Below are 22,891 nucleotides of genomic sequence, written 5' to 3' on the forward strand. Positions count from 1 at the left end.
GACCTGCTGCTTACTTCGTATCTTTGTATTTATCACGCAGTGCCAATTCTACTTCAGGTGCCACCAATTCGCTGACGTCACCATTGAATTTCGCAATTTCCTTGACCATGCTTGAGCTTAGATAGGAATATTTCGGATTCGTCATCATAAAGATCGTCTCCACTCGTGGGTTAAGCTTCTGATTCGTGGAAGCCATCTGCAGCTCATATTCGAAGTCTGTGACAGAGCGAATGCCGCGCACGATCACATGGCCCTGCTTCTGCTCCATATAATTGACCAGCAAATCACGGAAACTGTCAATTTCCACATTCGGGATATGCTGAGTAATCTGCCCAAGAAGTTCCTTCCGTTCCTCTACACTGAACGTCGGCTGCTTCGACAAATTGTTCAACACCGCTACGATGAGCTTATCAAATTGCTTAGCCGCTCGTTGTATAATATCAAGATGCCCAAGTGTAACCGGATCGAAGCTTCCCGGATACACCGCAATGCGCGGCTCATGCACTTGCTCTGTATGTTCCGTCATGACAATGGATCCTCCTTATGCCCTACAGCAGATTAAATTCTTCTGCACGTTTCATTTCCTCATATAGTTTAGAAGCTTATGCGTCCTGTTCAAGCTCAGCTTCCTTCTCTGTCTGTTCCTTGACCCGATATACCGTAATTCCAATTTCTCCGTACTCTGTTTTCTTCCATACGTAGAGAGGACCGATCTCTTCGGGATATTCATGCTTCGAGTCATGCTCAACGACAATCGTCGCATCCTCCGAGATTAACCCGTCATTCCACATGCCTTCTAGCAGTTCGTCCGCATCCTTCAATCGATATGGCGGATCAAGAAAAATAAGTTCAAATGAAATATCACGCTTCGTTAATGCCTTAATCGCCCGCTTGGCATCATTGCGGTATACTTCACTCTGCTCCGCGACCCCTGCCGCCTGAACGTTGTGCTTCACAACTTCGACAGCCCTGGGATCCTTGTCCACGAATATCGCTTGTTCCGCACCACGGCTTAGTGCCTCGATGCCAAGTCCACCTGTTCCTGCGAACAGATCCAGCACACAGCCGCCGTCAAAATACGGCCCGATCATGCTGAACAAGGCTTCCTTGACTTTATCTGTCGTCGGCCGCGTCCCCATGCCGGGTACCGGCTTCAACGAGCGACCTCTTGCTGTTCCTGAAATAACTCTCAATTCACTCCACCCATTCTTATGCGCCTCAGCGCAGCTTATCCGTATAATCATGATGGTATGTAACGGTAAACTTCTTGTATTTCGACGTTTATCGTATCACATTTTCTCCTAATTTGAAAAAGGAAAACGTGTCCTCATTCAGAGTTAGCTTCTTCATCGCACAATCCCTCTATAAAAAGAAAAGCTCCTTATCCGGAAATAGGATTCCCGATAAGAAGCCTTATCTATCAACGTCAACTTATCGATGCAGCTTCTGCAGCAGTTCCTTCACACTAACAAGCATCTGCTTGCGCGCTTCATCGTCAATTGTCGTCACGGAGGCAAAGAACCGATGTACAAGCACTTTCATGCCGACAAATTCAAAAATGCCGCTATCAGTCGTCTTCTGCATGGCCTCATACATGCCGCTCTGCTCATATTGCTCATGTGTGTTGCCATGTGTGGACAAGAGCAGCGCCGACTTCCCTAACAGCAGCTTCTCTATGCCGTCTGCACCATATTTGTAGGCGAAGCCATATGAAAACACACGGTCGATGTACCCCTTCATAATGGCAGGCATACTTGCCCACCAGATTGGATAAATCATGATGATATGATCTGCCCACGTAATATGACCCTGCTCCTCCTCAATATCAGGAGGCAGCTCATGCTGTCCGAATAATTCGAAGTCTTTGGCCGACAGCACCGGATTGAACTCCATTTCATACAAGTTGCGAACCAATGCGGCATGTCCCTGATCCTCCAATTCAGCTTGTACCATTTCCATAATGGCATGATTGAAGCTGTTCGGATTGGGATGTGCGTATATAATCAGATGCCTCAACTCGATCTCCTCCTACATATATGACCATCACCCCTGCTTATACAGCTGGGCAAGTTCATTTTGGTTATAGGATGTGAGAAAGCGGCATCATTTATCGAGCCCTACAAATTTTTTTCGACATGTATATTTCTGCCCAATCGGGCAATCATTAAAGTATCGACATCATCGAATGTCGTAGACAACCGCGGAGAAGACTTACGTTTCCCCATAAGCTCTTCGTCCGGTTTCTCCTCTCCCATGAGGGTGTCCTAGCAATAGGGCACCCGTTTTAATTTACTCCAAACCCTTATACATAAGATTTCAAACGTTCTTTAGATGTTGTTTTATTCAGCGAGATTATCTTGGTGAGGACTTAATGGGGACTTAGCCAAAAACAGGATACTCTGTCCAAGCAATATCCAACTATGCTCTTAACCGTTCACTAATTTCACTGAAGTGATGATACGGTTGCTAAAGCATTATATTGCCGGATGGATGAACTTTTCAAAGCACCATTTTAATTCTCATGCTTTACGTTCTTCAAAGCTGTTGGGAGTTTCTTAGCACCGAAAACGATCTTTGCTTTTTTCGCTTCCTTTTCAGCACTTTTCTCCAATTGTTTCATTAGAAACATTTCAATGTTCTTTTTCATCCATGACACCTCCTTTCGGTAATAATGTTAAGGCTTGTACAAAGAAAACAATCGCTATAACACTAGATTGCAGGATTAAGTTACCACTTGCTATCAACATTGCTATGTACTTATACAGTATATCATTTTTTTGGACAGTAAGTTCCTCAAACCAATTTGGGGCTCGAAAATAATAGATACAAACGGATACCAAAGTCAAAACAACAGCAGTCGTTTTCGATAGGAGTATCATAGGCGTTATCACACAAAATAATGAGGATATGATCATACACGCAGTTAATGAAGAAAAATGTGCCCCTCCAGAGAACCTTCTAATAGCAGCTAATGCCACTAATGCTAGTATAGATTCATATAGATGTCCGAAGATAGTCCCTAAAGTAACTGTAATCAAGATTACTCCATATTTATTTAATTTCATTGCAATTCCATATTCTAAAACCTCTACATCAACATCACTCTCAGGGTTGTTCTTCTTCAATTTTATTGCAATGTTTCTCGATATCGCTTCTAACACTTTCGTAATCTCCCCGATCCGAGTAATAGTAAGCAATGCCAAAGCTTGATAATGAAAGTATCATGAGCAATATGTAATTCTGAGACAGGATTATTAATAAAGTCAGGAATATCGTTACTGCCGATATCATTCCTGAAATAACAACAATTCGATGACTATACTCTGAATACTTAATTCTGAATGTATCATGAGGCGGCACGATGATGAATGAAAATCCTCTTCCCGTCATCCATAGGAATAAGGCAATGGCCGCACCAACAACAATAGAACATAATTGAATAGCGTTAACAGGGAACCCCGTATAAACAAATATTACTGATTTATCAGCTATCCCTATGGCGGCCAAACAGTAGTATACAATCATTTGGATCGATATGTATGCCGATAATCCTGATCCGATAATAAATGCTGCATAATGCAGCCTGTATTCCAACACGGAATAGTAAAACATTACAAATATGATATATTGCAAGGGCAAATCCAAAGCAGGTAAATTAATTACAGTCCTCATTAAAAATGAACATATTACTAATGCTACGGATAAAACAAGTATTTTATACTTGTACCTTAATAAAGGCTGCTTATATATCTTTAGGATCAAAGCATTAACAACTGCAGCATCGAGGGTACTAAATAATATGTAAGTTAAAGACTGACTCACTTTGCACCACCCTTTATAGTTATATAAGACTATTATACTATTTGATGTGGTAAAAGGAATTAAAAAGCCCTAGAAAAATCCGAAGTTTTACTTGCTTTATAGCACATGTAAGATAACCCTAATACTCACCCATTGCTTTCACCCTCATATAGGGTGCATGAATAACTCCATCCCTAATGCTTCGCACCACTAGTGCGTTTTCCTTATCCCATAGGTGTACACCACTGTTGCATACTGTATGTCTCATATATTAACTGATCTCCACATGATAAATTTTAACAAACTGCAAAGTTAGCGGAGTCCCCTCCACTGGCACCTCGTTCAACGTTAGTAGTCCCGTTTCTACCTTGTAAACATTAAGCGGCTGAAGCATGCCATTAAGAAATAGGTTCGTATAAGATACCGTCAACGGATTCAGAATGTCTGAGCTTCCATACTGAGGCTGTGCCTCGGCATTCGTATATTCATATTTCAACCCATCGCAAATTGCAACATATTGGAAAGTATCAACCTTAAGTATTCTGTCATTCTCTGGCGGAGGCGGCTGAGGGGGAAGAGCTGGGAAAATAGAAGCACAGCTCTGGGGCGGCATAATGGTGCTTGATGTTGCACTGCTTGCCGCGTAAGGATGTTCAATTTTAATAATCCATGGTTTGGCTGTTAGGCGAATTACACCATTACCGTCATTCATCACTCTATGTCACCCGTCCTCTTTATCTGTTGTCGTCCGGCCTTGGAACACTTTTTATTATGTTATTCAAGCACATCCCTTCTGCTCATGGCCATCTGTACATCCTCCTCTCCTAAATTTTGCAACACAAAATGGCTCCCCCTAGGCAAAAATCAATCTCCATAGAGGGAACCTGCACGCGACTCACATCATTCTCAAGATAGTATACTTACGTAATAACAAATTCAATCAAGATTGGAGTTGCACCATCAAGCGCGTCTCCTCCTGGAATCGTCACATTCGTTGTCGTGATCGTAGACGTATCTCCTGTTTGAAGCACGCCATTAATATACAGATTGTAGTACGCAAACGATGAAGGAAACGCTGTAGCAGCTGCACCTGTATCATTCGTGAAGCTAGTGGCTGCTACCGCAAACGCAGCACCAGTTCCAGTACCCGCAGATAACGTAGCCGCAAATCTTCTGCTCGCGAGAAAAGGTTTAATAATTGCCAATTGCTTGCACCTCCCATTACAAATCATCATTCAGGCTTATGTGGAACAACACCATAGCTCAAGAGACTGCGTAGAGCAATTCTCTCTTTATATTAAATGCGAGAAATCTATGAATGAAACGGTATTTAACAGCGTATACTTCCCTATTTGTAACCTATAGATCCTCACGAGACACCGGCCGGATGAGACATTTTTATATGCAAAGAGAGCTTCCTAGTATTTCACTAGCGGGAAGCTCTGTACCACCTTTTCTCAATCTATCTGACAGCATAACCTACAGCTCGTCCATACTGCAGTAAACGCTTGCTTCTTGTAAGCAAATGCTATTTCTTCTCCTCTTCCTGTTCATCGTCTTTCTTAGATTCTTTCTTCGGGATACCCTCTTCATTTCCGCCCTTATCCTTCAATACAAAGATCGCCTTTTTGATTACATTTGGGACTGGCACACCGAGTCGGCCTCCATTCTCAACAATCGACAGCACTTCATTAGCCATATAAAAATAGGTTGTCGCATCTCGAATCATCTCTTTGCTGTCAAACGCGATATCGATCTGATGAGCGAGTGCAATAATGAAGAAAACGAATACTTTGCGCGCTATCCCGATAAGACCGACCCGGCTTAACAATTTCCCTTCCACAGCGGAAGCTAACATCCCTGTCACATAATCTAATATTACCATCGTTAACAGAACCTGAACTAACGCAGGCCATCCTCCAAATACAAACGAAAACGTCCCCCCAACAGCTGCAGCACCCGTTTTGAGTAGAAGATTGAATCGGTCCATGCTTGCCCTCCTCTGCAGTCGTATACACTTCGGCCTGTATCTAGCACTTTCAATGCCTCTGCTAGAGTATTGACGAAGCACTCGCAGACCCTGACTATATGTTATGCAGCATGCTCGTTGCCCGACAAAGGCAAGCCTCCTAACTCGCTTTCATTGCAACAATGGACAGGATGATTTTGATCTACTAGAATGAAAGATTTGCACTCAGTCAATGGACTAACCTCCGCTTCCCCCCGCACTTGATCAACAGCAAAATACGGTACCCCGCGGAGTACCGTATCCCTATGCCCCTATTCCTTATTCAATATTCCGGCTCGCTTCAATTGTCCCTTTACCTTGGACTATCCGTTCATGGCTCACTTGAATGGATGATCCAATGTCCATCGAAATCCTTGCAGGAATGAGTTCGAAGGTAGAGACAACTGCCCGATGATCGGACGGCCATGGTGTAATCGCAATATCAGTATAGGGACCTCTCTCGCCTACAATACGGCTGTCAATCGTAGCAGACGGCCCTCCCGCATAAACAAAATCAATTCGATCATGGACTTCATCCGGTTCAATATGTCCATTCCCTCCTGGCGTCCAAGTCACGACCGGCTTCGTGAGCGGATCCGAGTGCACTTCCCGATAGGAATCTCGAAACTGTAGCTGCTCCAATCGTATGGATACCGGCCATTCGACAGCTACGCCAAAGTGCATGCTCTTCGCTTCATCTGTCCAATCCAGATGGGATGGAGCATTGAAATCGCCTGTGAGAAACACGGGAACGCCTTGACTTGCCAATTGTCCGAGCAGATGGAACCGACTGTTCATCTCTTGCATATGAATTCGGTTCTCGTTCGCCAACGCAGCTGCAGCATCCAGCCCATCCCGTATGTCATAGGGTCCATACGGCTCGTGGCACAGGTGAACATTGCTCATGGCAGCCACCTCGTCCGGCGCAACCTCTACCCAAATGAACTCCTTATGCGCCGATTGATGAATTGGATACCGGCTCAAAATACTGTGCCCCTCATCATAGTAAAAGTTCAGCCAGTAACCCAGGTTACGAACTCTCATAACGTGCATGAACCGCTACGGATGAACATGACAAGATGTATCGTTCTATCACTGACATTCTCCATAACGCTCGATTCCCCCTCTTGTCCTCTAAGAGAAAAACAAAAGCCGCTGAATGCTCAGCGGCTCAAATTCGTAACCATCATAGATGGAATGTTCCATTACGCATAGGGTTCTGCTAGACAGTACTCGTCCTCCATATGGCGAATCCATTCTTCCAGCTCATCCAGCTGTTCGAAGGTTCGTACCGCAATAGGAGCACGGTTAGGTACATCTCGCTGCAAGATGACAGTATCGCCCGCCATCATGCGTTCCCTTGCATGTCTATAGATTGTATCCACCCGTTTCCAATCCTTGTGTTCATAAGCGCTCCCAATCTGCGTGAGATCGATAGTGATATTCATACGCTATCCCTCCCTTGAATGGGTATGCCTTACAATATATAATATAACCTATTTTTCTCAAAACGTACCCATTTTTTAGAGATGAGCCGCCCGATTATACACCATCTGAGTTCGCGCTCTGTTCCTTGCCACGAACTCGCTTCTTCCCGAATAGCCCTTTACTCCCTTGAATCCCCTTATCGACCAGGTTGTATATGCGCTTGGACTCCTTCGTTAAGAGCGGGCCTAAAATCGCCAGCAACAATACATATAGCACGGCAAAAGATTGGACTACCGGAAGCAGCCCTCCAGCCTTGCCGATATTCGCCATAATAATGGAGAACTCTCCTCTTGAGGCCAATGTGAAACCAATGTTAATGGAAGCACGGCTCGATAAGCCTGCTGCGCGCCCTGCCAGCATCCCTGCGATGACATTCCCGATTATTGTCAAGATCACAGCGACAATCGCCATACCAACTGCTCCGCCTAATGTCATCGGGTCAATCGTTAAGCCGAAGCTGAAGAAGAACACAGCTCCAAAGAAATCACGGAAGTTAATCACATAATGTTCAATCCGCTTCACATGCTGGGAATCAGCAAGTACAAGTCCTACTAATAGAGCTCCAATCGCCTCTGCCACATGCAGTGTTTCCGAAAATCCAGCTACAAGGAACAGTGTTGCCATCACCAAAATAAGGAACAGTTCTGATGATTTCCCGTTCAAGATTCGATCAATGAACGGCATCGCCTTGCGGCCCAAAATAATGAATAACAAAATGAATACAAGTGCAGATCCCGTTGTCATCAGTACCGTTCCGAGGGATGCGCCCCCGCTAAGTACAAGACCGGACAAAATGGACATATGAATGGCGATGAATAAATCGTCAAACATAATCATGCCCATAATCACTTCAGTTTCCGGATTCGCCGTCCGTTTTAAATCGACCAACACTTTCGCTACTATCGCGGTTGAGGAACTTGTCATAATCCCGCAAATGACCAATGTCTCCGCAAGCGGCATTCCCATCAGCCAACCTATCAGCAAGCCGGAGACGAAGTTAATCGCAATATAGGAAATTCCTCCAACCACGATGGATTTCCCTGATTTGAGCAAGCGGCCAACGGAGAACTCCAGTCCTAAATAGAACAATAGGAACAGTACCCCAATACGACCCATAAAATCAATAAAGACGGAACTCTCAATGAAACGGAAATCAAATATCCAAAAGTGCGGCGCGTGCGGCCCTACCGCCATCCCGATAAGAATATAGAATGGAATGACAGAGAAGCGAAGCTTCGTTGCAATAACGCCCACTAGTCCAATTAAAGCAATAGCTAATCCTACCTCGAAAATAATCGTATCCATAGTTCACCCCGTTTTCTGCTTATTCGCTTCCACTTAACAGCCAAGGCTTAAGCAGCTTAATATGTTGTCTTTCCCCTGCAACGACAAGCGTTGTATGAGCAGATAACACGACATCAGGTCCTGGATTGATTATTTTCTTATCCTTTTCAAGAATCGCTATAATCGTTGCCCCTGTCGTTTCGCGTACTTTAATTTCTCCGATGCTCTTGCCAACGCAGGCTGCATGAGGCTCCACCTTGTACCATTCAATCATGAGGTCATCCAAGGCAACATTGACCGTCTCCAGCGCCTTCGGCTTATAGATAAGCCCGCCAACGATAGCAGCAACTGCGCGCGCCTCATCATCATCCAATGTCACCATCGAAATACTCTCTTCTTGATCCTGCTGATCAAAATGATACATCTCTCGGCGTCCATCATCATGTACAATGATGACCAATTGATCTCCATTGCGAGCTTCCAACTGATATTTACGACCGATTCCTGGCAATTCCGTTTCTTTCATATTCAAATGAAATCCCTCCAACCGTCCATAGGTTTATTTTCTCACATTGTGAAATAAGGAACTTTATATACATGTCAAACACATCTTTCATGCAGCACAAAATAATCCATGTAAATAACGATTTTTAATGCCATAGAGAACATCTTGCACTGCTATTCCTTATTCAATTTCAAGTACGGCCTTATGAATGTAAGAGATTTACACTACGAACGTAGAGGTGAATTTGATAGGCATGAGAAATAAACGCTTCCGTATAACGAAGAAACAACTGTGGAGATACCTAATAACAGGGGGCATACTAAAGGTGAATTCCTTGAAGAAGAGAATAAACATCACTACAATCTTCTTCACAAATAGCTGCTTCATGGCAGAGGTATGCCGTGAAACCGGTATAAACTGCTGCTCATGAAAAGACTTCGTCAGCTTGGAAGGATTGTTCCAGTTGACGCGATCTTCCTCGACCATAAACGTGGAAAATACCGAACACAAAAGCAGGAGGGCAACACACACAACACCAAGTATGCTGTTTTTCTCCCACTGCACACTCAATCTTGTCATATCGCACCCCCTGTCATTAGTTAATCGTACATTTTTTTAATAGAAATAAGATTATCATGCAGATCTGTATCAAGCAAGAAAGATCGAACATCCATTCTCTGGATGAACGCGATTCCGCTCAACTGCAATGGTTCACTTCAACGATCGAGTCGACATTGCGCCAGATGATTGTGGATCCTTATCATCACCATGACCGTCCTGTTCTTCATGATCTTCCTTCTCATCATGAAATTCCACACTCGATTGCGCTGTAATATAATCGAAGGGCGTATAATGAACCTCGACCGGCTCCCGCTTCACGAATTGCTTGTAACCAACCCATCCTACGATCATCATCAGAAATAAACTAAACATGCCGATCATAACTGTGAAATAGATCATTGCATCCTCCTCAGTCGCAGAAATGAGCGTTACTAGATACTACGCAGTACAAGTGGAAACGTTTCATTTTTTTCATAATCATTCATTCGTCTAATTACGGAAGCCCCCATCTGAATGGATAATCTGCCCCGTAATCCATTCTGCTTCGTCACTCACCAGGAATGACACTAAGCGCGCTGCATCCTCTGGTGTACCAATGCGCCCCGTTGGGAACTTCGGTCTTAAGAAGTCCTGCACGAATGCTTCCATTCCGGAATCGGTCGGACCAGGATCGATCGCATTCACCGTAATTCGATGAGAGGCCAGTTCCGCAGCCAACGAAGTAGTGAAGGCGGATATTGCCCCCTTCGAAGCAGCGTAGGCCAAGTTGCCAGGCTGCGGTTCCTTGTCCTGCCCAGACACGAAGTTCACGATTCTGCCGCCCTCCTCCGCAGCCTCAAGCCGCTTCGCGAATTCCACAGATAGCATCATCGTTCCTCTTACGTTCACGATACAATGATGATCGATAATCTGTGCCGTCACATGATGATGGTCGACCTCTACACAATGTGTAGCATTGTTAATGAGGATCGTGGGTCTACCTAAGCGATTCTCGACTTCATCCAACAGCCGAACAGCAGCATTGGCATCGAAATAGTCGAGCTCCATATGCTCTACCCGAATCCCGTATTCCCTAATCTCCTGTGCAAATCGCTCTGGCCAGCTGCCGTTCGCGTCCTCATAGCCGGTCGCCTTATCGTAGTGGCACAAGTGTGTAAAGAACACATCGACGCCTTTCGCTGCAAGCTCTCTGCAAATAGCTGCACCAATTCCTTTGGAGCGGCTTGCTCCAGTTACAATTGCAATATTACGTCTATTCTCGTTGTACATATTTATCGTCTCCTTATGGGTAAGTAACGGCAATCGCAAGTTTATCGGAGATGCCCATGTACCAAAAAAAGCAGACACCCATGGCGTCTGCTTGGTCAGTTCATAACACTTAACCTTGCGTTCCTTGTAATGGGTATAAATAGACACACCTATCCCGTCATCGAATCTCGTTCGGAATGGTACGATCTATTCAGTTACAGCTCCATTACAAAGTCCACATATTAAATATGAATCCCCTCTCATACATCTCCTATGCCCTATTGTATGCCTACATTCGTAATATATCAAGGTTTTCTCGCCATCATCCGCCGCGGGCTGCACGTACTGTGCTTGGGATGAGCGCACTGTCAAAAAAAGAAGCCCGGCAGAATGCCGAGCTCCTCTTTCTCATGCTTGTGTCATTACATCATGCGCCATTTTCCACTAGCGAACAAATCGCAGCCATACAATATCTCTTCCTTCATTGACCCCAATGCGCACGTTTGCTCCAGGCTGAATACTCCGGAACTCCTCCCCCTGAAGATCAGTGGATCCAGTCAAGCGGAATACTTCCTCACAATCCCCCGAATGAATCGTAAGCCGCTCTGCTTCTATTGCCTTGACACTGCCTTCATATTCTTGAACGACTACAGCCGCCTTGCCTGGCTCGATCATCGTGGAATTCACGAAGCCAATCGTAAATGCAGCGGTTCCACCAATAAGTACGATTACAGTTAGGACAATCCACATCCATTTTTTCATACCAATTTCCCTTCTGACTGACTCGGTGCACATACCGCCTTTGCTCCATCAGCGTTTGCCTTCATTATAACATAGGCACTCATGTACCTCACCTTATCAATGACTACGGTGCTTATACTAAGTTCCTGATGTTTATCCTTGGGCAGAGTCAATCTGGGCAGGTTCGCCAAGTTCTAATACCGCCTGCTGCTCGGCAAGAATTCCTGTCATAATCGCTGCATACAATTCACCGATGACCGCACTGGATTCATTGAACGGCTCCAAGCCATCCATCGTCAATACACCGTACGTTCCAAGTGAAATGCAAATCAATGAGCGATAGGGACTCTTCGATTCTTGATTGCGTTCCCAATCCTCATCTTTCAGCACATCTGCACATTGGACAGTAACCTGCTTACGGAAGGAACGTCCCGCTACAGAGCGATCAATATGAAGATGGCGCTGTCCAACATAATGGTTCGGGAAGCCAACCGAAGCAAGCTGTAGAATTAGTATGGGCTCCTCATACTTCCAAATGCCGCAGCGATGATGACCGCCTGGAGCGCACTTCATATCTACGGCGAGCATATCCAACATCCGCTGCAGCAGGAAGTTCGATTCGTGAAGAACAGCATACGGGTCTGCCATTCCCCGCAACCCATTAAGCGCATCAGCGAACGGCTTCATATTGCGCAGCGCGGACAGCATTTGAGAAGATGCGTGCTCCGTGAGGCCTCCTGTCACTTGCAAATTGTCCACCTTATCCTGCAGCAGCTTCATTCGATCCTCCCGATTGAGCACCTCATGAATAACTTCGGTAAACTTCTTGTTAATATAGAGTGTCTTAATGAAATAAAACACCAATCCTGCCGCAATCACAACAGCAAAGAGCTGATATGACCATGCCGGCAGCTTGTCAAGCATCGCTTTAATGATCGCTTCCATATCGTCCCTCCTCTCTTACCTGTCCTTGGATCAAGAATATGACGGAGAATGAGCGAACATGCATTCTGCCTTTGATTTTTTTCGAATATAACAAGAAAGAACCGTTCAGTCCTCCCTGATCAGGAAGCAACCGAACGGTTCTCTGTATCCCAAACTCGTGCTTGATTACCCGTGTTGATGCCGAACTGCTGGTCGTACCGGGATGGAACGACTGCGTGTCGTGCCAATCTGTACCGTCCACGTAATTACCTTGCCTGCTATGCTGACAGCTAGTATCGTATACAGCGTGTCGACAAGCGGCAGGAAGAATAAGGACAGCAGCAATACCGCTATATCAAAAATAATAAATACTGTACCTATGCTTAAGTTCATCTTACGGCTCATAAATAATGCCAGAATGTCATCACCGCCTGAAGCGCCTCCATGACGCAGCACGAGACCTGCTCCAAGTCCTGTCAACAATCCAGATAGAACAGCTGCAAGCACCATATTACCGCCTAGATTCATATTCCATGGCGAAAAGCGCTCGCACATCTCGTACGTTAACGAGAACACTCCTGTTGCAATTGCCGTATTCATAATGAATGTCCGCCCTTTCAAAAACCAGGCAGCAATAAATACCGGAACATCCATGCATAACACGGTCAGCGCCGGCGACCAATTAAACGTATACTTGCCAAGCAGCGCTAAACCAACAAACCCGCCTTCAGCCAAATGATTCTGAAAATTAATGTGATAATAACTGAAAGCCAACAACATTGATCCTACCATCATCCAAAAAATCTTACGTAATTGTTCGTTCCCCATCTTCGTAACCTCTCGTTTCGTAATGTAGCCCTTCGACTAACCGAGAGGAGACGGATAGGGGTTCCTATCCTTCGAACCATCATAATTCACGCATCCTTCTCGTGTCAGTCTCCGTCATAGCGACAATTGACAAATCAACGAGAAGAAGCTAGATGTAAGAAAGATCATAACGTTTCCAGACTGTCCTTTGGGGTTTCATCCTTCGGGGACGCATTGGTATCCTGATCCTTTCTTGTTTTGTCTTTTGTATTGCTTTACTGATTGTATTATACCATAATGTATATTCCCTCTAAACCAATCCCATTCTGCAAATATCGCTGTCGTTCGGATTTATTTGCAATGAACTGCTCCGAGCTTGGCATAGTCCTAGTTAAGATCGATATCCTCCCTGATTTCCTCCGAATTACTCACAAATTGGACACTTTTACATTTCATTTTTCAATTTTGTCTATTCGTTGTTGCGTTCCTCTTCTGTCACTCCTCTATTTTTTCATCATGTTCATAAAGCTATCATATTTCGTGTGCGCGAGATCACATTGTGACGAATATCACATCTATAAAATAACAGCATAAACACTGTGATGCCGCATGCATTCGTTCAAAATCTACTGCGCATCGTATGATCGTCATTAAAAGGAGGAAACTCTTATGTTACAACCTCGCACGATTGAAATTGTGAAATCTACAGTTCCTGTATTAGCTGAGCACGGCTCTCAAATTACAACACGCTTCTATCAGCTCATGTTCAGCAATCATCCAGAGCTGCTTAATGTATTCAACCATGCCAATCAACGACATGGCAAACAGCAGATGGCGCTTGCCAATGCGGTCTATGCCGCTGCAGCGAATATTGACCGATTGGAGACAATCTTGCCAGTCGTACGCCAAATTGCCCAGAAGCACCGGGCACTTAACATCAAGCCAGAGCACTATCCAATTGTCGGCAAACATCTCCTGCTTGCTATCAAGGATGTACTAGGCGAAGCTGCTACTGATGACATAATTGAAGCCTGGGCAGAAGCATATGGCGTTATTGCCGACGTATTTATTCAGGTAGAGGCAGAAATGTACCAGGAAGCCGAACAGCAAATCGGCGGCTGGTCAGATGTGCGACGCTTCCTCGTTGTCCGCAAAGTGGAGGAAAGCGACATGATCACCTCCTTCTACTTGAAGCCTGAGGATGGACAGCCAATCTCCTCCTTCCTTCCTGGCCAATATTTAACGGTTCGGGTTCAGCCGGAGGGACATGAAAATACCCATTATCGCCATTACAGCTTGTCCCAAGCCCCTCAATCCGATACTTACCGCATTAGCGTAAAGCGCGAGAGCGGCGGCGAACATGCACCTGCCGGCATCGTCTCCACCTATCTGCATGACGAGGTGCAAGTAGGTGATGTCATCGAAGCGACTGCACCTGCTGGCGACTTTACATTGAAGCCAGATACGGCCCCAGTTGTGCTGATTGGCGGCGGTGTTGGGCAGACACCTCTTCTCAGCATGCTGCACACGCTGGCGGCAGCAGAACCGAAGCGGGATGTCTATTCGATTCATGCTTCGCGCAATCAAGCGGCGCATGCTTTTGGTCAAGAAATGAATGATCTAGCCGCTCAGTACAGCCATATCCACACTTTCTTCTGTTATGAGAAAGGCAGCGAGGCAGAAGCTTCTGTTCACACCGGCTTCGTGGACGCGCAGTGGCTTAGCTCTATCGTTCCCGCTTCCGTATGGGAGGATGCGGACATTTACTTCTGCGGCCCAGAACCATTCATGAAGGCCATCTACCGAGCAGTGAAACAGCTTGGGGTTTCTCCTGAGCGTGTTCACTACGAATACTTTGGCCCAGCAGGTTCCTTAGAAGTTTAAACCGCAATGACGACAGAAGGGACACTTCTTGCGCTCAGCAAGGGTGTCCCTTCTTCATGTTCGTTATCCGAATCTCTCAACATTCTCTATATACAACTGCGGGAATTAGAATACTTTTTTCAGTTCCCGCTCTTCCTTCAAAATCTCGACAGCCTCCCGGAAGCGCAAGGAGTGCACGACTTCCCTCTCACGCAGGAACTTCAATCCATCCTGCAAGTCGACATCATCCGTCATGTCGATTAACCATTGATACGTAGCACGCGCCTTCTCTTCTGCCGCAATATCCTCATACAGATCCGCGATCGGGTCGCCCTTGGCCTGTATGTAGGTCGCCGTCCATGGATCACCAGCCGCATTGCTGTAGAACAGCGCCTTCTCATGCGCTACAAAATGTGGCCCCAGCCCTGCATCCTCCAGTTGCCGCGGTGTTGCATCCTTCGTCAGCTTATATACCATCGTGGCGATCATTTCGAGGTGAGCAAATTCCTCGGTCCCAATATCCGTCAACAGCCCAATTACTTTATCTGGTATCGTATACCGTTGGTTCAAGTAGCGCAGCGCCGCTGCCAGCTCTCCATCCGCCCCCCCATATTGCTCCATCAACAGCTTCGCCATGCGAGGATCACACTTGCTAACACGTACTGGATATTGCAGCTTCTTCTCATAGATCCACAATTCCGCATCCCCTCCTGTCCATCAAGTTATTTGCCGCCTGACGACACACTGCTAAACCTGCCATGGCCAAGGCGTGGTAGCCCATGTAAATGGACAGCCCGAATAAGAATGGCCGAAGTTCATAAGCGGGCCATACTGCTCTTGGAACTGATGGGCAACCTTCATTCGCTCACTAACGTAGTAATTGAACTGCTGAATCGCCTGCAGATCTCCCGGATGAGTGTCCAAGTACAGATTCAGCTCCAATAATACGAAGTCGATTACTTGCAGCTGCTCCAAGCTTCTGCGGTATTCCTCGGTTTGATAAGGATGTACACTCATCGTCAAGCTTCTTCCTCCCCTCGCTGGTTTCTGCGGGAATGGTACGGGCTGTATAGGGCAGGCCATAAGGTTCCACAGCGTAGTGCCTGCGCAGGTGGGAACTGTGGGAGATTAGGCGGCTGGAACGTGATGAACTGGTTGATGGGTACGACAAAGACGGAATAAGGCAGTGGCGGACAGGGGTCACACGGACTTCGGAACGGGAAAAATACACGCTCCTGCGGCACAGCCTGTTCCGTCGGACAACAGCCGCTTCTCTCTTGCTGTCCAACCGGAGGCAGATCTTCTGAAGCTAAATTTCGCTGTAATTCGTGTTCCATGACACTCTTTACGCCTCCTTGCATTCATGTTCGCATTTACTCGATCTCTTACTTGTATGTGAGAGTAGGAATGTCCCATGTACATAATTTAAGCCAAGATGTGACAGATCTGATTCTCTGTACACCTTGGCTTTGTTGGCGGTATAGGAATGAATGTCAAATGATAAAGAAAGAGTGTTGAGCTTCGTTTCTGTCGCTTACGATACGATCTCCCTATTGGTGATGCCGTATATCGCTTGCTGTTCGCCAAATCGTTGCACCGTATCCCGGAAGCTCATGCCGATTCGTTCCAGGAGCCTGCATGAGGCCTTGTTCGCAGCTTGTGTTTCGGCGATCACTTCAGGCAATCCTAGTTCGCGAAATGCGTAATCAATCACTGCTGTAACTGTCTCTGCCGCATATCCAGAGCCCCACCATTCAGGCAGCAGCTCATAAGATACCTCCGTACTGACGCCATCATGGTGCGTATCCAGAGAAATCAACCCGATAAACGCATTCGTTTCCTTTTCTCTAATGATCCAGAACGAGGCTCCTTCCTGAGAAGCAAGCATTCTGCGGAAGCTGTCTGTAATCGCCTCTTCCTCTGTCCATGCCCCGCCCAGATATTTGCGTACCTCCTCGTTCACATACAGCCGTCTTACGTTATCATAGTCACTTGCTTGCAGCTTGGTAAGTGTACAACGTTTCGTCTCAAGCAACATATAGCCCTCCGATATGATTACAGGATTCAAAATGATCCTCCTATTAAAGCACACTTGGGCGGCATTTGAAATCCCATCCTATATCTTTATTTACATAGATCTATATCTACACCGGCACGAGCCCTCACGGCACAGCGCTTGTCAGCTTCAAATAACTCGCGCATGTTTATGTAATTCCTAAGCATGCGTGTTATCCATTCTACCCGTGTTGACCCTGACGAAGAAGCCGATTTACTGTTTCCCGCCGCACACCAATAAATTGGCCGATTTCTTCTTGTGTCAATAATTCGGTAATAGGCATCGTATCCGCATAGCTTCTCAGCCATGCTGACAACAGCTCTAGTCGTTCACTCGGTGTCCCGATAGTCAAATGATCAATGCGCTGCTGCATGAAACGCAGCTTATCTTGAAGCAGCTTCGCAACATCCAGCGCCTTGTCCGGCTGCTGCCGCAAGCCTTCATACCACTCCTCAGCCGGAATCCGTTCCACGACCGTCTTAACCATCGCGATCGCTGTTCCGTGACATTCCTTCGGCGTGATTAAGGAATGATGCGGGACGATTTCGCCCGTGTATACGAGGTTGAACAAAATAATATTGCCGTTCTCATGCAAGCGTGTAACCTTGCACAGCCCGCTTATAATGCGGTACAAATACGTTCCTGGATCTCCTTGTCGAAATAAAACTTCTCCCCGATGCAGTGTCATAATCATTTTTGCTCCCCCCCCTAATTGCCGTTCCGTCTATGAATGCTGCCGCATTCGCACGTATGTTGTACCTATTGTACCGATTTCTCACCCTTTTGACCACGCTTGGCTGTTGAAATACGAATATTTGTTCGGTATTATGGATATAATAAGAACAAGGGTTCCCCTTCTGCTCTTTTTAAATAGATATCTCATGCCCCACACGACATGAGGCCATGCATATGGCACACACGCGATATATACAAGGAGGAAGAACGCGCATGGGCACACCATTCGCATCGAACGGCTCTCCCCCCCACAACGGAGAAGATGCCTACATTGTCAAGCAATATATTATTCAAACGCTAATCTTGGATGTGCTGGAACGCGACATTGAACGGATTGGAGCCTCTAATTTGAAGATGGCCGACATCTACACACAATGTCTAAGACAAGCACAAGATAATGTTTCTCTCGATTTGTACCGCCTACGCAAACAGTTTCGCAACCGCGGCATTAAAGTGTATGAGGAGGAACGGCTTGAACATGGGATTCGTGTCCAATACGTATGCCGAGGCTATCAACATTCGTTCTACATGCTGCGCGGCTTGATTCGTGCAGAGGTGAAGAACCGCATGCAGGCTTACTTGAACATTGCCGCCTCCCAAGCTTCGAATCCAGACACAAGTATGGGCAGTCCCCTTACTCGGCACCAATAGGTTTACAGCCTCATATTCACCGCTGCCTCATCTTATCCACTTCCTCAGAACAATGCCCCTTGGCAAGGACGGAGCAGCCGCTCTTCTAATGCTTGCTAAGGGGCATTTCTGATCACGTGCTTGCCCAGCATCGTCAATGAGACAGCCCGCAGAATTCACTGCATCCTCGAACTTTCGATTGTTGGAGTCTATCCCCTATTAACGCTGTGGATGAATACACAATGGAAAAGATAAAAACCTGTTGAGGATTTCTCAACAGGCTAACCAGTCCCGAGTTGGGGAAATTGGCATTCTTCGTTATGGCTTTGTCAGGCTTAGAAGTCAAATTAGGCTCAGGTGCCCTCTTTCTTCTTCTCTTGACTCGATTAATAACGCGGCTCTATTTCAACTAAGTTGCTTAATTTAGTGGTAAGTCTGTCCGTGTATCGAGCTAACCTTCTGCTTATCTCCATCTTCATGTACTCTTTCGTTATATGAAAACTATCCTCATAGCCATGGTACGCATAGTGTAATATCATTGTACTATCATGCTTCTCTTCATCTACAATACGAATTTCTTTTTTCAACATCTCCTGTCTTCTTTTGGACAGGTCGGTAGAGATATCATTTGCAAGGATTTGAGCAGCCTTGGTATATAGAGATTTCAATGTCTCAGAAGATCCCTTCATTTCGTGAATTTTCTTAGTTACCATCGTACACATCACCGAAAGTAGAACATAATCGCGCATTAATTCAATATCTTCCCTCTTTGGCTGGTTTAACTCTCCGCTTGACGTATCACTATGCCTTCTCAACAGAGCCTCCCGATGTTGCGGTAACATCATCCGGCTGGACTCCCAAAGACCATTCTTCTCGAGCTTTTTACTCATTTATAATGCCCCCCGATTTTCAGGGATCTCTCTACCGCTTGACCTGCATAGGTAAGAGAAGAAGCTCTGATAATTGCCGCATTGCCATATCGATCCTTAATCATATCCGTCACCTTATCCAGCGCTCTAGCTCTGACTTGATCTTCAAAGAGCGTTAGTTGATACTGCTGGTCATCTTCCAATGTGCTTAGCATAACACCTACACGACGTACAGGCATTCGATCCCAATATTGATAAAAAATTCGCTTGACCATATCAAATACTTTATTTGTATGATTCGTCGGATCCGGCATTTTCATTTGGCGTGAGAATCCTGTGGGCGCTTCATACGGGCTGCACATGCAGCTTACGGTTACGACCCAGCCCATATACCCTTTTATCCGACAATCTCGGCAGACTTCCTCCGTCAACTCCAACAGGATAGTATCGATCTCCGTAGAATGCACATAATCCCTGGGCAGGGTCATCATGTGACCAATCGATTTGGGAGGTGTTTGAAATGTACCCGGTGTTACCGGACTATCATCCAAGCCGTTCGCAGTTCGCCACATCACCTCGGCATGAATATCCGACTGTTTGCCGAATCGAGCTCGAAATTTATTTTTGAGCTGGGGCAATGGAGTTCTCGCAATATCCCCAATCGTAACTATCCCTAGTTTCGCAAAATGCTTGCACATTCGAGATCCAACACCGAACATTTTATGAACGGGCTCTTTCCACAGCATGGTGGGAACGTCGGATGGATGCAAAGTAAAAATACCGCTTTTATTTTTTTTGGCCCAAATATCCGTTGCCGTCTTAGCCAATATTTTATTGGTACCGATCCCGATTCGAATCCGCACCCCTGTCTGGAGCATTACCCGTTTCTGGATTTCCTTCGCAATGGTGATTGGATCACCAAAAATGGATTGACTGGCTGTCACATCCAAAAATTGTTCGTCAATACTAAACACTTCAACCAGATCCGTAAACTCTTCATAAATCTGAGTAATCATCAATGAAACATCGATATAATGCTGCATACGAGGACGCATAATGATGAGATCGGGGCATTTCTTGAGTGCTTCACCCAACCGTTCGGCTGACGTCACACCAAAACTTTTAGCGATCGGGCACGCGGCCAGAATAATCCCTGAACGACGTGTAGGGTCACCAGCTACTGCTACTGCTTTATTTTGATATTCTGGATGATCTGCTTTTTCTACACTTGCGTAGAAGCTTTCGCAATCGGCCAAAAATATTACCCTTTCCCTTTTCTGACTCACATTAAAGCCCTCCAATAGTTATAAATCATATTACATACACAATCACAAAATAAGAACGTATATTCCTATTGTATGCCGAACGTACATTCGTTATGCAAGTAATAGGCTGCCCGCCACATCCAAATGCTGTTCATCCATACGGGGCTGAACAACAATAAGGTCTGCACATTTACTAATGACTTCGCCAAGCCGAGCCACTCCGCTGTATGACACCATGTTTCTTAGTTGTAGGGCAAGCTGCCAGTGCGATACCAGCACGACGAGCAGGATCGCCTACTACAACTAGCAGACGATCCTTGTATTCAGGGTGTGAAACCTTCCCCACACTCGCATAGAACGATTGACAATCTGCCAACATAATAACTCGTTCTCATGATTTATTCGGTTTGCCATCCATACACCCTTCACCCTAGCGAGAACATTTGTTCTTATATACACAGAATACCGAACATATATTCTCTTTTCAACAGGGAGATTTTGAAAATTCGGATCGAATGGCGTCGAGTAGGTAAGGATCTACTGCGGATGGCGTATAACTCCAAATTCACGCTGAATGTATGTAAAGTTTAAGTCGTTTCATGTGACTGAGGGATCACCTCACGGGAAGGAAGAGAATGTGATATGATGAGATCACCATAGGATAGAACGGACAAGAGAGGAAGACGTAACGTGTGTGGACGATATACATTAACCGTGACCATTGAACAGCTAATGGCGCACTATCTGCTTGATTCAGGAGCCCTCGTGCCCTTCCATGAGCCGCGCTACAATATTGCGCCGAGCCAGCAAGTACCTGCTCTGATTCATGATGGTACGAAGCTGCGGCTTGGACCGCTTAAGTGGGGCCTCATTCCAGCTTGGGCGAAGGACGAGAAGTTCGCTGCACGAACAATTAATGCGCGCGCCGAAACCGTTCGGGACAAGCCCGCCTTCCGCCTCCCATTCCAGCGGAAGCGGTGCATTATACCAGCAGACAGCTTCTATGAATGGAAACGAAATCCAGATGGAACGAAGCAGCCTATGCGTATTAGACGCACTGATGGCGGTATTTTCAATATGGCAGGATTATATGACACATGGGTCAATCCCAATGGGGAGAAAATCAGCACCTGCACGATCATCACGACGACTCCGAACGAACTGATGGAGCCGATTCATGATCGAATGCCGGTTATTTTACCAGAGGATCAGCTGTCATTCTGGCTTGATCGCCGAATGACCGACACTGGGAAGCTTCAATCCGTTCTCCTTCCCTATCCGTCTAAGCTAATGGAGGTCTACCCTGTCAGCGCTAAGGTGGGGAATACACGAGTGGACGATCCCTCCTGTATCGAGCAGATAAGCGAGCAGCACCAAGAGGAGACACCAGACAGCGTCCCCCCTACCTTATTTACGCTATAAACCTATCGCTAGCATATAGCAGTATCACGCCATGCTCCTTCATCTCGCAATCGCGCACCTTAGAGCATCCGATACTCCGATGCTCATTCAATACGAGGCTGATGGAGTTCCCCGGAGAAATTCCGCCAGGCGTCCCCGCTGCAGAGCATGGTGACGGAAGTGCATATCCACAAGCAAGTACCATTCCATCGCACTCAAGTAACCGAAGCCTGGATGCATCGTTCTGCGATTCTCTGGAATCGAAGCAATAACAGGTTCAAGCTCGTTCATGCGCCGCAGTACTGCCTGCATGCCTTCTACAATCTCCTCCTTGCTGGCAGGTTGAGGTGGCGTATATTCTGGAGAGGCTGGCACCTTCACACGAATAGGAGGGATGCTCCCAGCCGCGAAGACCATACTGCCCTGCTGCGTCTTCTCCAACTGTTCACTGCTAGCTGCATCTGCAGTCATGTCGCGGCATACTTCCACCTGACGAAGCTGCATAAAGAGCGCAGAGCGGATCAAATGCATATAGACCTGTCCGAGCGACCACTCCTCCTCGCTTGGCTTGCGTGTAATCTCCTCCATACTGTAAAGATCAAGCTCTTGCACAACCTGCTTCACTGATTCCTCTAGGCTTAACAGTGACTGATGCGGGGTCATATTTGTCATTAGTAAAGCTCCCTTCGAACGAATATACCCCTA

General features: G+C 46.1%; 30 protein-coding genes and 1 pseudogene. 3 read left to right on the top strand and 28 right to left on the bottom strand.

From position 1 onward, the window contains the following. Positions 1-10: 10 nt before the first annotated feature. The 19 genes from coaD to PBN151_RS09750 all read right to left on the bottom strand — a co-directional run bounded on the left by coaD (position 11) and on the right by PBN151_RS09750 (position 13,355). Positions 11-526, bottom strand: a complete 516-nt coding sequence (coaD, locus tag PBN151_RS09665; protein ID WP_021256607.1) for a pantetheine-phosphate adenylyltransferase — start codon at positions 524-526, stop codon at positions 11-13. A gap of 76 nt (positions 527-602) precedes the next feature. Then, a complete protein-coding gene (gene rsmD, locus PBN151_RS09670; protein ID WP_072728804.1) occupies positions 603-1,193 on the bottom strand; it encodes a 16S rRNA (guanine(966)-N(2))-methyltransferase RsmD in 591 nt (196 codons plus the stop codon). Between the two features lie 238 nt (positions 1,194-1,431). Next, positions 1,432-2,016 carry an NAD(P)H-dependent oxidoreductase gene (locus PBN151_RS09675; protein ID WP_021256609.1) on the bottom strand — a complete coding sequence of 195 codons (585 nt, stop codon included), beginning with the start codon at positions 2,014-2,016 and terminating at the stop codon, positions 1,432-1,434. Positions 2,017-2,512: 496 nt separating this feature from the next. Next, entirely contained in the window at positions 2,513-2,647 is a 135-nt protein-coding gene (locus PBN151_RS32270; RefSeq protein WP_265332081.1) for a hypothetical protein, read from the bottom strand. Next, positions 2,631-3,125: an accessory gene regulator B family protein gene (locus PBN151_RS09680; RefSeq protein ID WP_175560676.1), complete on the bottom strand. Its 495-nt coding sequence runs from the start codon at positions 3,123-3,125 to the stop codon at positions 2,631-2,633. Before PBN151_RS09680 ends, PBN151_RS32270 begins: the two co-directional genes overlap by 17 nt. Next, positions 3,106-3,822 carry a hypothetical protein gene (locus tag PBN151_RS30690; protein WP_072728806.1) on the bottom strand — a complete coding sequence of 239 codons (717 nt, stop codon included), beginning with the start codon at positions 3,820-3,822 and terminating at the stop codon, positions 3,106-3,108. The genes PBN151_RS09680 and PBN151_RS30690 overlap by 20 nt, the downstream gene beginning before the upstream one ends. A 250-nt stretch (positions 3,823-4,072) precedes the next feature. Then, positions 4,073-4,513, bottom strand: a complete 441-nt coding sequence (locus PBN151_RS09690; protein ID WP_072728807.1) for a DUF4183 domain-containing protein — start codon at positions 4,511-4,513, stop codon at positions 4,073-4,075. 208 nt (positions 4,514-4,721) lie between these two features. Then, positions 4,722-5,006 carry a DUF4183 domain-containing protein gene (locus PBN151_RS09695; protein WP_021262518.1) on the bottom strand — a complete coding sequence of 95 codons (285 nt, stop codon included), beginning with the start codon at positions 5,004-5,006 and terminating at the stop codon, positions 4,722-4,724. Between the two features lie 323 nt (positions 5,007-5,329). After that, positions 5,330-5,791 carry a phage holin family protein gene (locus PBN151_RS09700; RefSeq protein ID WP_072728808.1) on the bottom strand — a complete coding sequence of 154 codons (462 nt, stop codon included), beginning with the start codon at positions 5,789-5,791 and terminating at the stop codon, positions 5,330-5,332. Between the two features lie 297 nt (positions 5,792-6,088). Then, positions 6,089-6,862 carry an endonuclease/exonuclease/phosphatase family protein gene (locus tag PBN151_RS09705; RefSeq protein ID WP_315745563.1) on the bottom strand — a complete coding sequence of 258 codons (774 nt, stop codon included), beginning with the start codon at positions 6,860-6,862 and terminating at the stop codon, positions 6,089-6,091. A gap of 152 nt (positions 6,863-7,014) precedes the next feature. Then, positions 7,015-7,257, bottom strand: coding sequence for a hypothetical protein (locus tag PBN151_RS09710; RefSeq protein WP_021256618.1), 243 nt, complete (start codon positions 7,255-7,257; stop codon positions 7,015-7,017). Between the two features lie 94 nt (positions 7,258-7,351). Further along, positions 7,352-8,602 carry a cation:proton antiporter gene (locus tag PBN151_RS09715; protein ID WP_072728810.1) on the bottom strand — a complete coding sequence of 417 codons (1,251 nt, stop codon included), beginning with the start codon at positions 8,600-8,602 and terminating at the stop codon, positions 7,352-7,354. A 19-nt stretch (positions 8,603-8,621) separates the two neighbouring features. Next, positions 8,622-9,107 carry a cation:proton antiporter regulatory subunit gene (locus PBN151_RS09720; protein ID WP_065290344.1) on the bottom strand — a complete coding sequence of 162 codons (486 nt, stop codon included), beginning with the start codon at positions 9,105-9,107 and terminating at the stop codon, positions 8,622-8,624. Positions 9,108-9,305: 198 nt separating this feature from the next. Further along, positions 9,306-9,665: a hypothetical protein gene (locus tag PBN151_RS09725; protein ID WP_021256621.1), complete on the bottom strand. Its 360-nt coding sequence runs from the start codon at positions 9,663-9,665 to the stop codon at positions 9,306-9,308. A gap of 132 nt (positions 9,666-9,797) precedes the next feature. Next, complete coding sequence (locus PBN151_RS09730) at positions 9,798-10,046, bottom strand: DUF3951 domain-containing protein (protein WP_072728811.1); 249 nt, start codon at positions 10,044-10,046, stop codon at positions 9,798-9,800. Positions 10,047-10,136: 90 nt separating this feature from the next. Then, positions 10,137-10,916 carry an SDR family oxidoreductase gene (locus PBN151_RS09735; protein WP_072728812.1) on the bottom strand — a complete coding sequence of 260 codons (780 nt, stop codon included), beginning with the start codon at positions 10,914-10,916 and terminating at the stop codon, positions 10,137-10,139. A 423-nt stretch (positions 10,917-11,339) separates the two neighbouring features. After that, positions 11,340-11,657: a hypothetical protein gene (locus tag PBN151_RS09740; RefSeq protein WP_072728813.1), complete on the bottom strand. Its 318-nt coding sequence runs from the start codon at positions 11,655-11,657 to the stop codon at positions 11,340-11,342. Between the two features lie 132 nt (positions 11,658-11,789). After that, positions 11,790-12,581: a hypothetical protein gene (locus PBN151_RS09745; RefSeq protein ID WP_021256625.1), complete on the bottom strand. Its 792-nt coding sequence runs from the start codon at positions 12,579-12,581 to the stop codon at positions 11,790-11,792. Between the two features lie 165 nt (positions 12,582-12,746). Then, complete coding sequence (locus tag PBN151_RS09750) at positions 12,747-13,355, bottom strand: YitT family protein (protein ID WP_265332082.1); 609 nt, start codon at positions 13,353-13,355, stop codon at positions 12,747-12,749. Between the two features lie 681 nt (positions 13,356-14,036). On the opposite strand from PBN151_RS09750, the gene hmpA reads away from it, so the two are divergent. Then, entirely contained in the window at positions 14,037-15,251 is a 1,215-nt protein-coding gene (hmpA, locus tag PBN151_RS09755) for an NO-inducible flavohemoprotein (protein ID WP_072728814.1), read from the top strand. Between the two features lie 105 nt (positions 15,252-15,356). Here hmpA and PBN151_RS09760 read toward each other — a convergent pair whose 3' ends face one another. The 5 genes from PBN151_RS09760 to PBN151_RS09780 all read right to left on the bottom strand — a co-directional run bounded on the left by PBN151_RS09760 (position 15,357) and on the right by PBN151_RS09780 (position 17,980). After that, positions 15,357-15,926, bottom strand: a complete 570-nt coding sequence (locus PBN151_RS09760) for a manganese catalase family protein (RefSeq protein WP_021256628.1) — start codon at positions 15,924-15,926, stop codon at positions 15,357-15,359. Positions 15,927-15,977: 51 nt separating this feature from the next. Continuing rightward, a complete protein-coding gene (locus PBN151_RS09765) occupies positions 15,978-16,247 on the bottom strand; it encodes a spore coat protein CotJB (RefSeq protein WP_028531226.1) in 270 nt (89 codons plus the stop codon). Between the two features lie 2 nt (positions 16,248-16,249). Beyond that, positions 16,250-16,567 (bottom strand): spore coat associated protein CotJA, encoded by a 318-nt coding sequence (locus PBN151_RS09770; RefSeq protein ID WP_081677085.1) that lies wholly within the window; start codon positions 16,565-16,567, stop codon positions 16,250-16,252. Between the two features lie 197 nt (positions 16,568-16,764). Continuing rightward, complete coding sequence (locus PBN151_RS09775; RefSeq protein ID WP_370510410.1) at positions 16,765-17,298, bottom strand: GNAT family N-acetyltransferase; 534 nt, start codon at positions 17,296-17,298, stop codon at positions 16,765-16,767. 169 nt (positions 17,299-17,467) lie between these two features. Further along, complete coding sequence (locus tag PBN151_RS09780) at positions 17,468-17,980, bottom strand: Crp/Fnr family transcriptional regulator (RefSeq protein ID WP_072728815.1); 513 nt, start codon at positions 17,978-17,980, stop codon at positions 17,468-17,470. A 254-nt stretch (positions 17,981-18,234) separates the two neighbouring features. Between PBN151_RS09780 and PBN151_RS09785 the strand changes: the two genes are divergently transcribed. Beyond that, entirely contained in the window at positions 18,235-18,672 is a 438-nt protein-coding gene (locus PBN151_RS09785; RefSeq protein WP_051613960.1) for a YhjD family protein, read from the top strand. Between the two features lie 365 nt (positions 18,673-19,037). Here PBN151_RS09785 and PBN151_RS09790 read toward each other — a convergent pair whose 3' ends face one another. From PBN151_RS09790 to PBN151_RS30695, 3 genes and pseudogenes are all read right to left on the bottom strand, one after another. Beyond that, entirely contained in the window at positions 19,038-19,541 is a 504-nt protein-coding gene (locus PBN151_RS09790; RefSeq protein WP_021256634.1) for a YhjD family protein, read from the bottom strand. Beyond that, a complete protein-coding gene (locus tag PBN151_RS09795) occupies positions 19,538-20,806 on the bottom strand; it encodes a DNA polymerase IV (RefSeq protein ID WP_021256635.1) in 1,269 nt (422 codons plus the stop codon). The genes PBN151_RS09790 and PBN151_RS09795 overlap by 4 nt, the downstream gene beginning before the upstream one ends. Positions 20,807-20,902: 96 nt before the next feature. Next, positions 20,903-21,164, bottom strand: a pseudogene (locus PBN151_RS30695) (Y-family DNA polymerase); the annotation flags it as partial. 311 nt (positions 21,165-21,475) lie between these two features. Between PBN151_RS30695 and PBN151_RS09800 the strand changes: the two are divergent. Next, positions 21,476-22,207, top strand: a complete 732-nt coding sequence (locus PBN151_RS09800) for an SOS response-associated peptidase (RefSeq protein ID WP_072728816.1) — start codon at positions 21,476-21,478, stop codon at positions 22,205-22,207. Positions 22,208-22,294: 87 nt separating this feature from the next. On the opposite strand, the gene PBN151_RS09805 is transcribed toward PBN151_RS09800, so the two are convergent. Further along, positions 22,295-22,858: a DinB family protein gene (locus PBN151_RS09805; protein WP_083545084.1), complete on the bottom strand. Its 564-nt coding sequence runs from the start codon at positions 22,856-22,858 to the stop codon at positions 22,295-22,297. Positions 22,859-22,891 lie beyond the last annotated feature (33 nt).

The sequence above is a fragment of the Paenibacillus sp. NAIST15-1 genome (assembly GCF_001894745.1).
Taxonomy (GTDB): Bacteria; Bacillota; Bacilli; order Paenibacillales; family Paenibacillaceae; genus Paenibacillus_B; species Paenibacillus_B suaedae.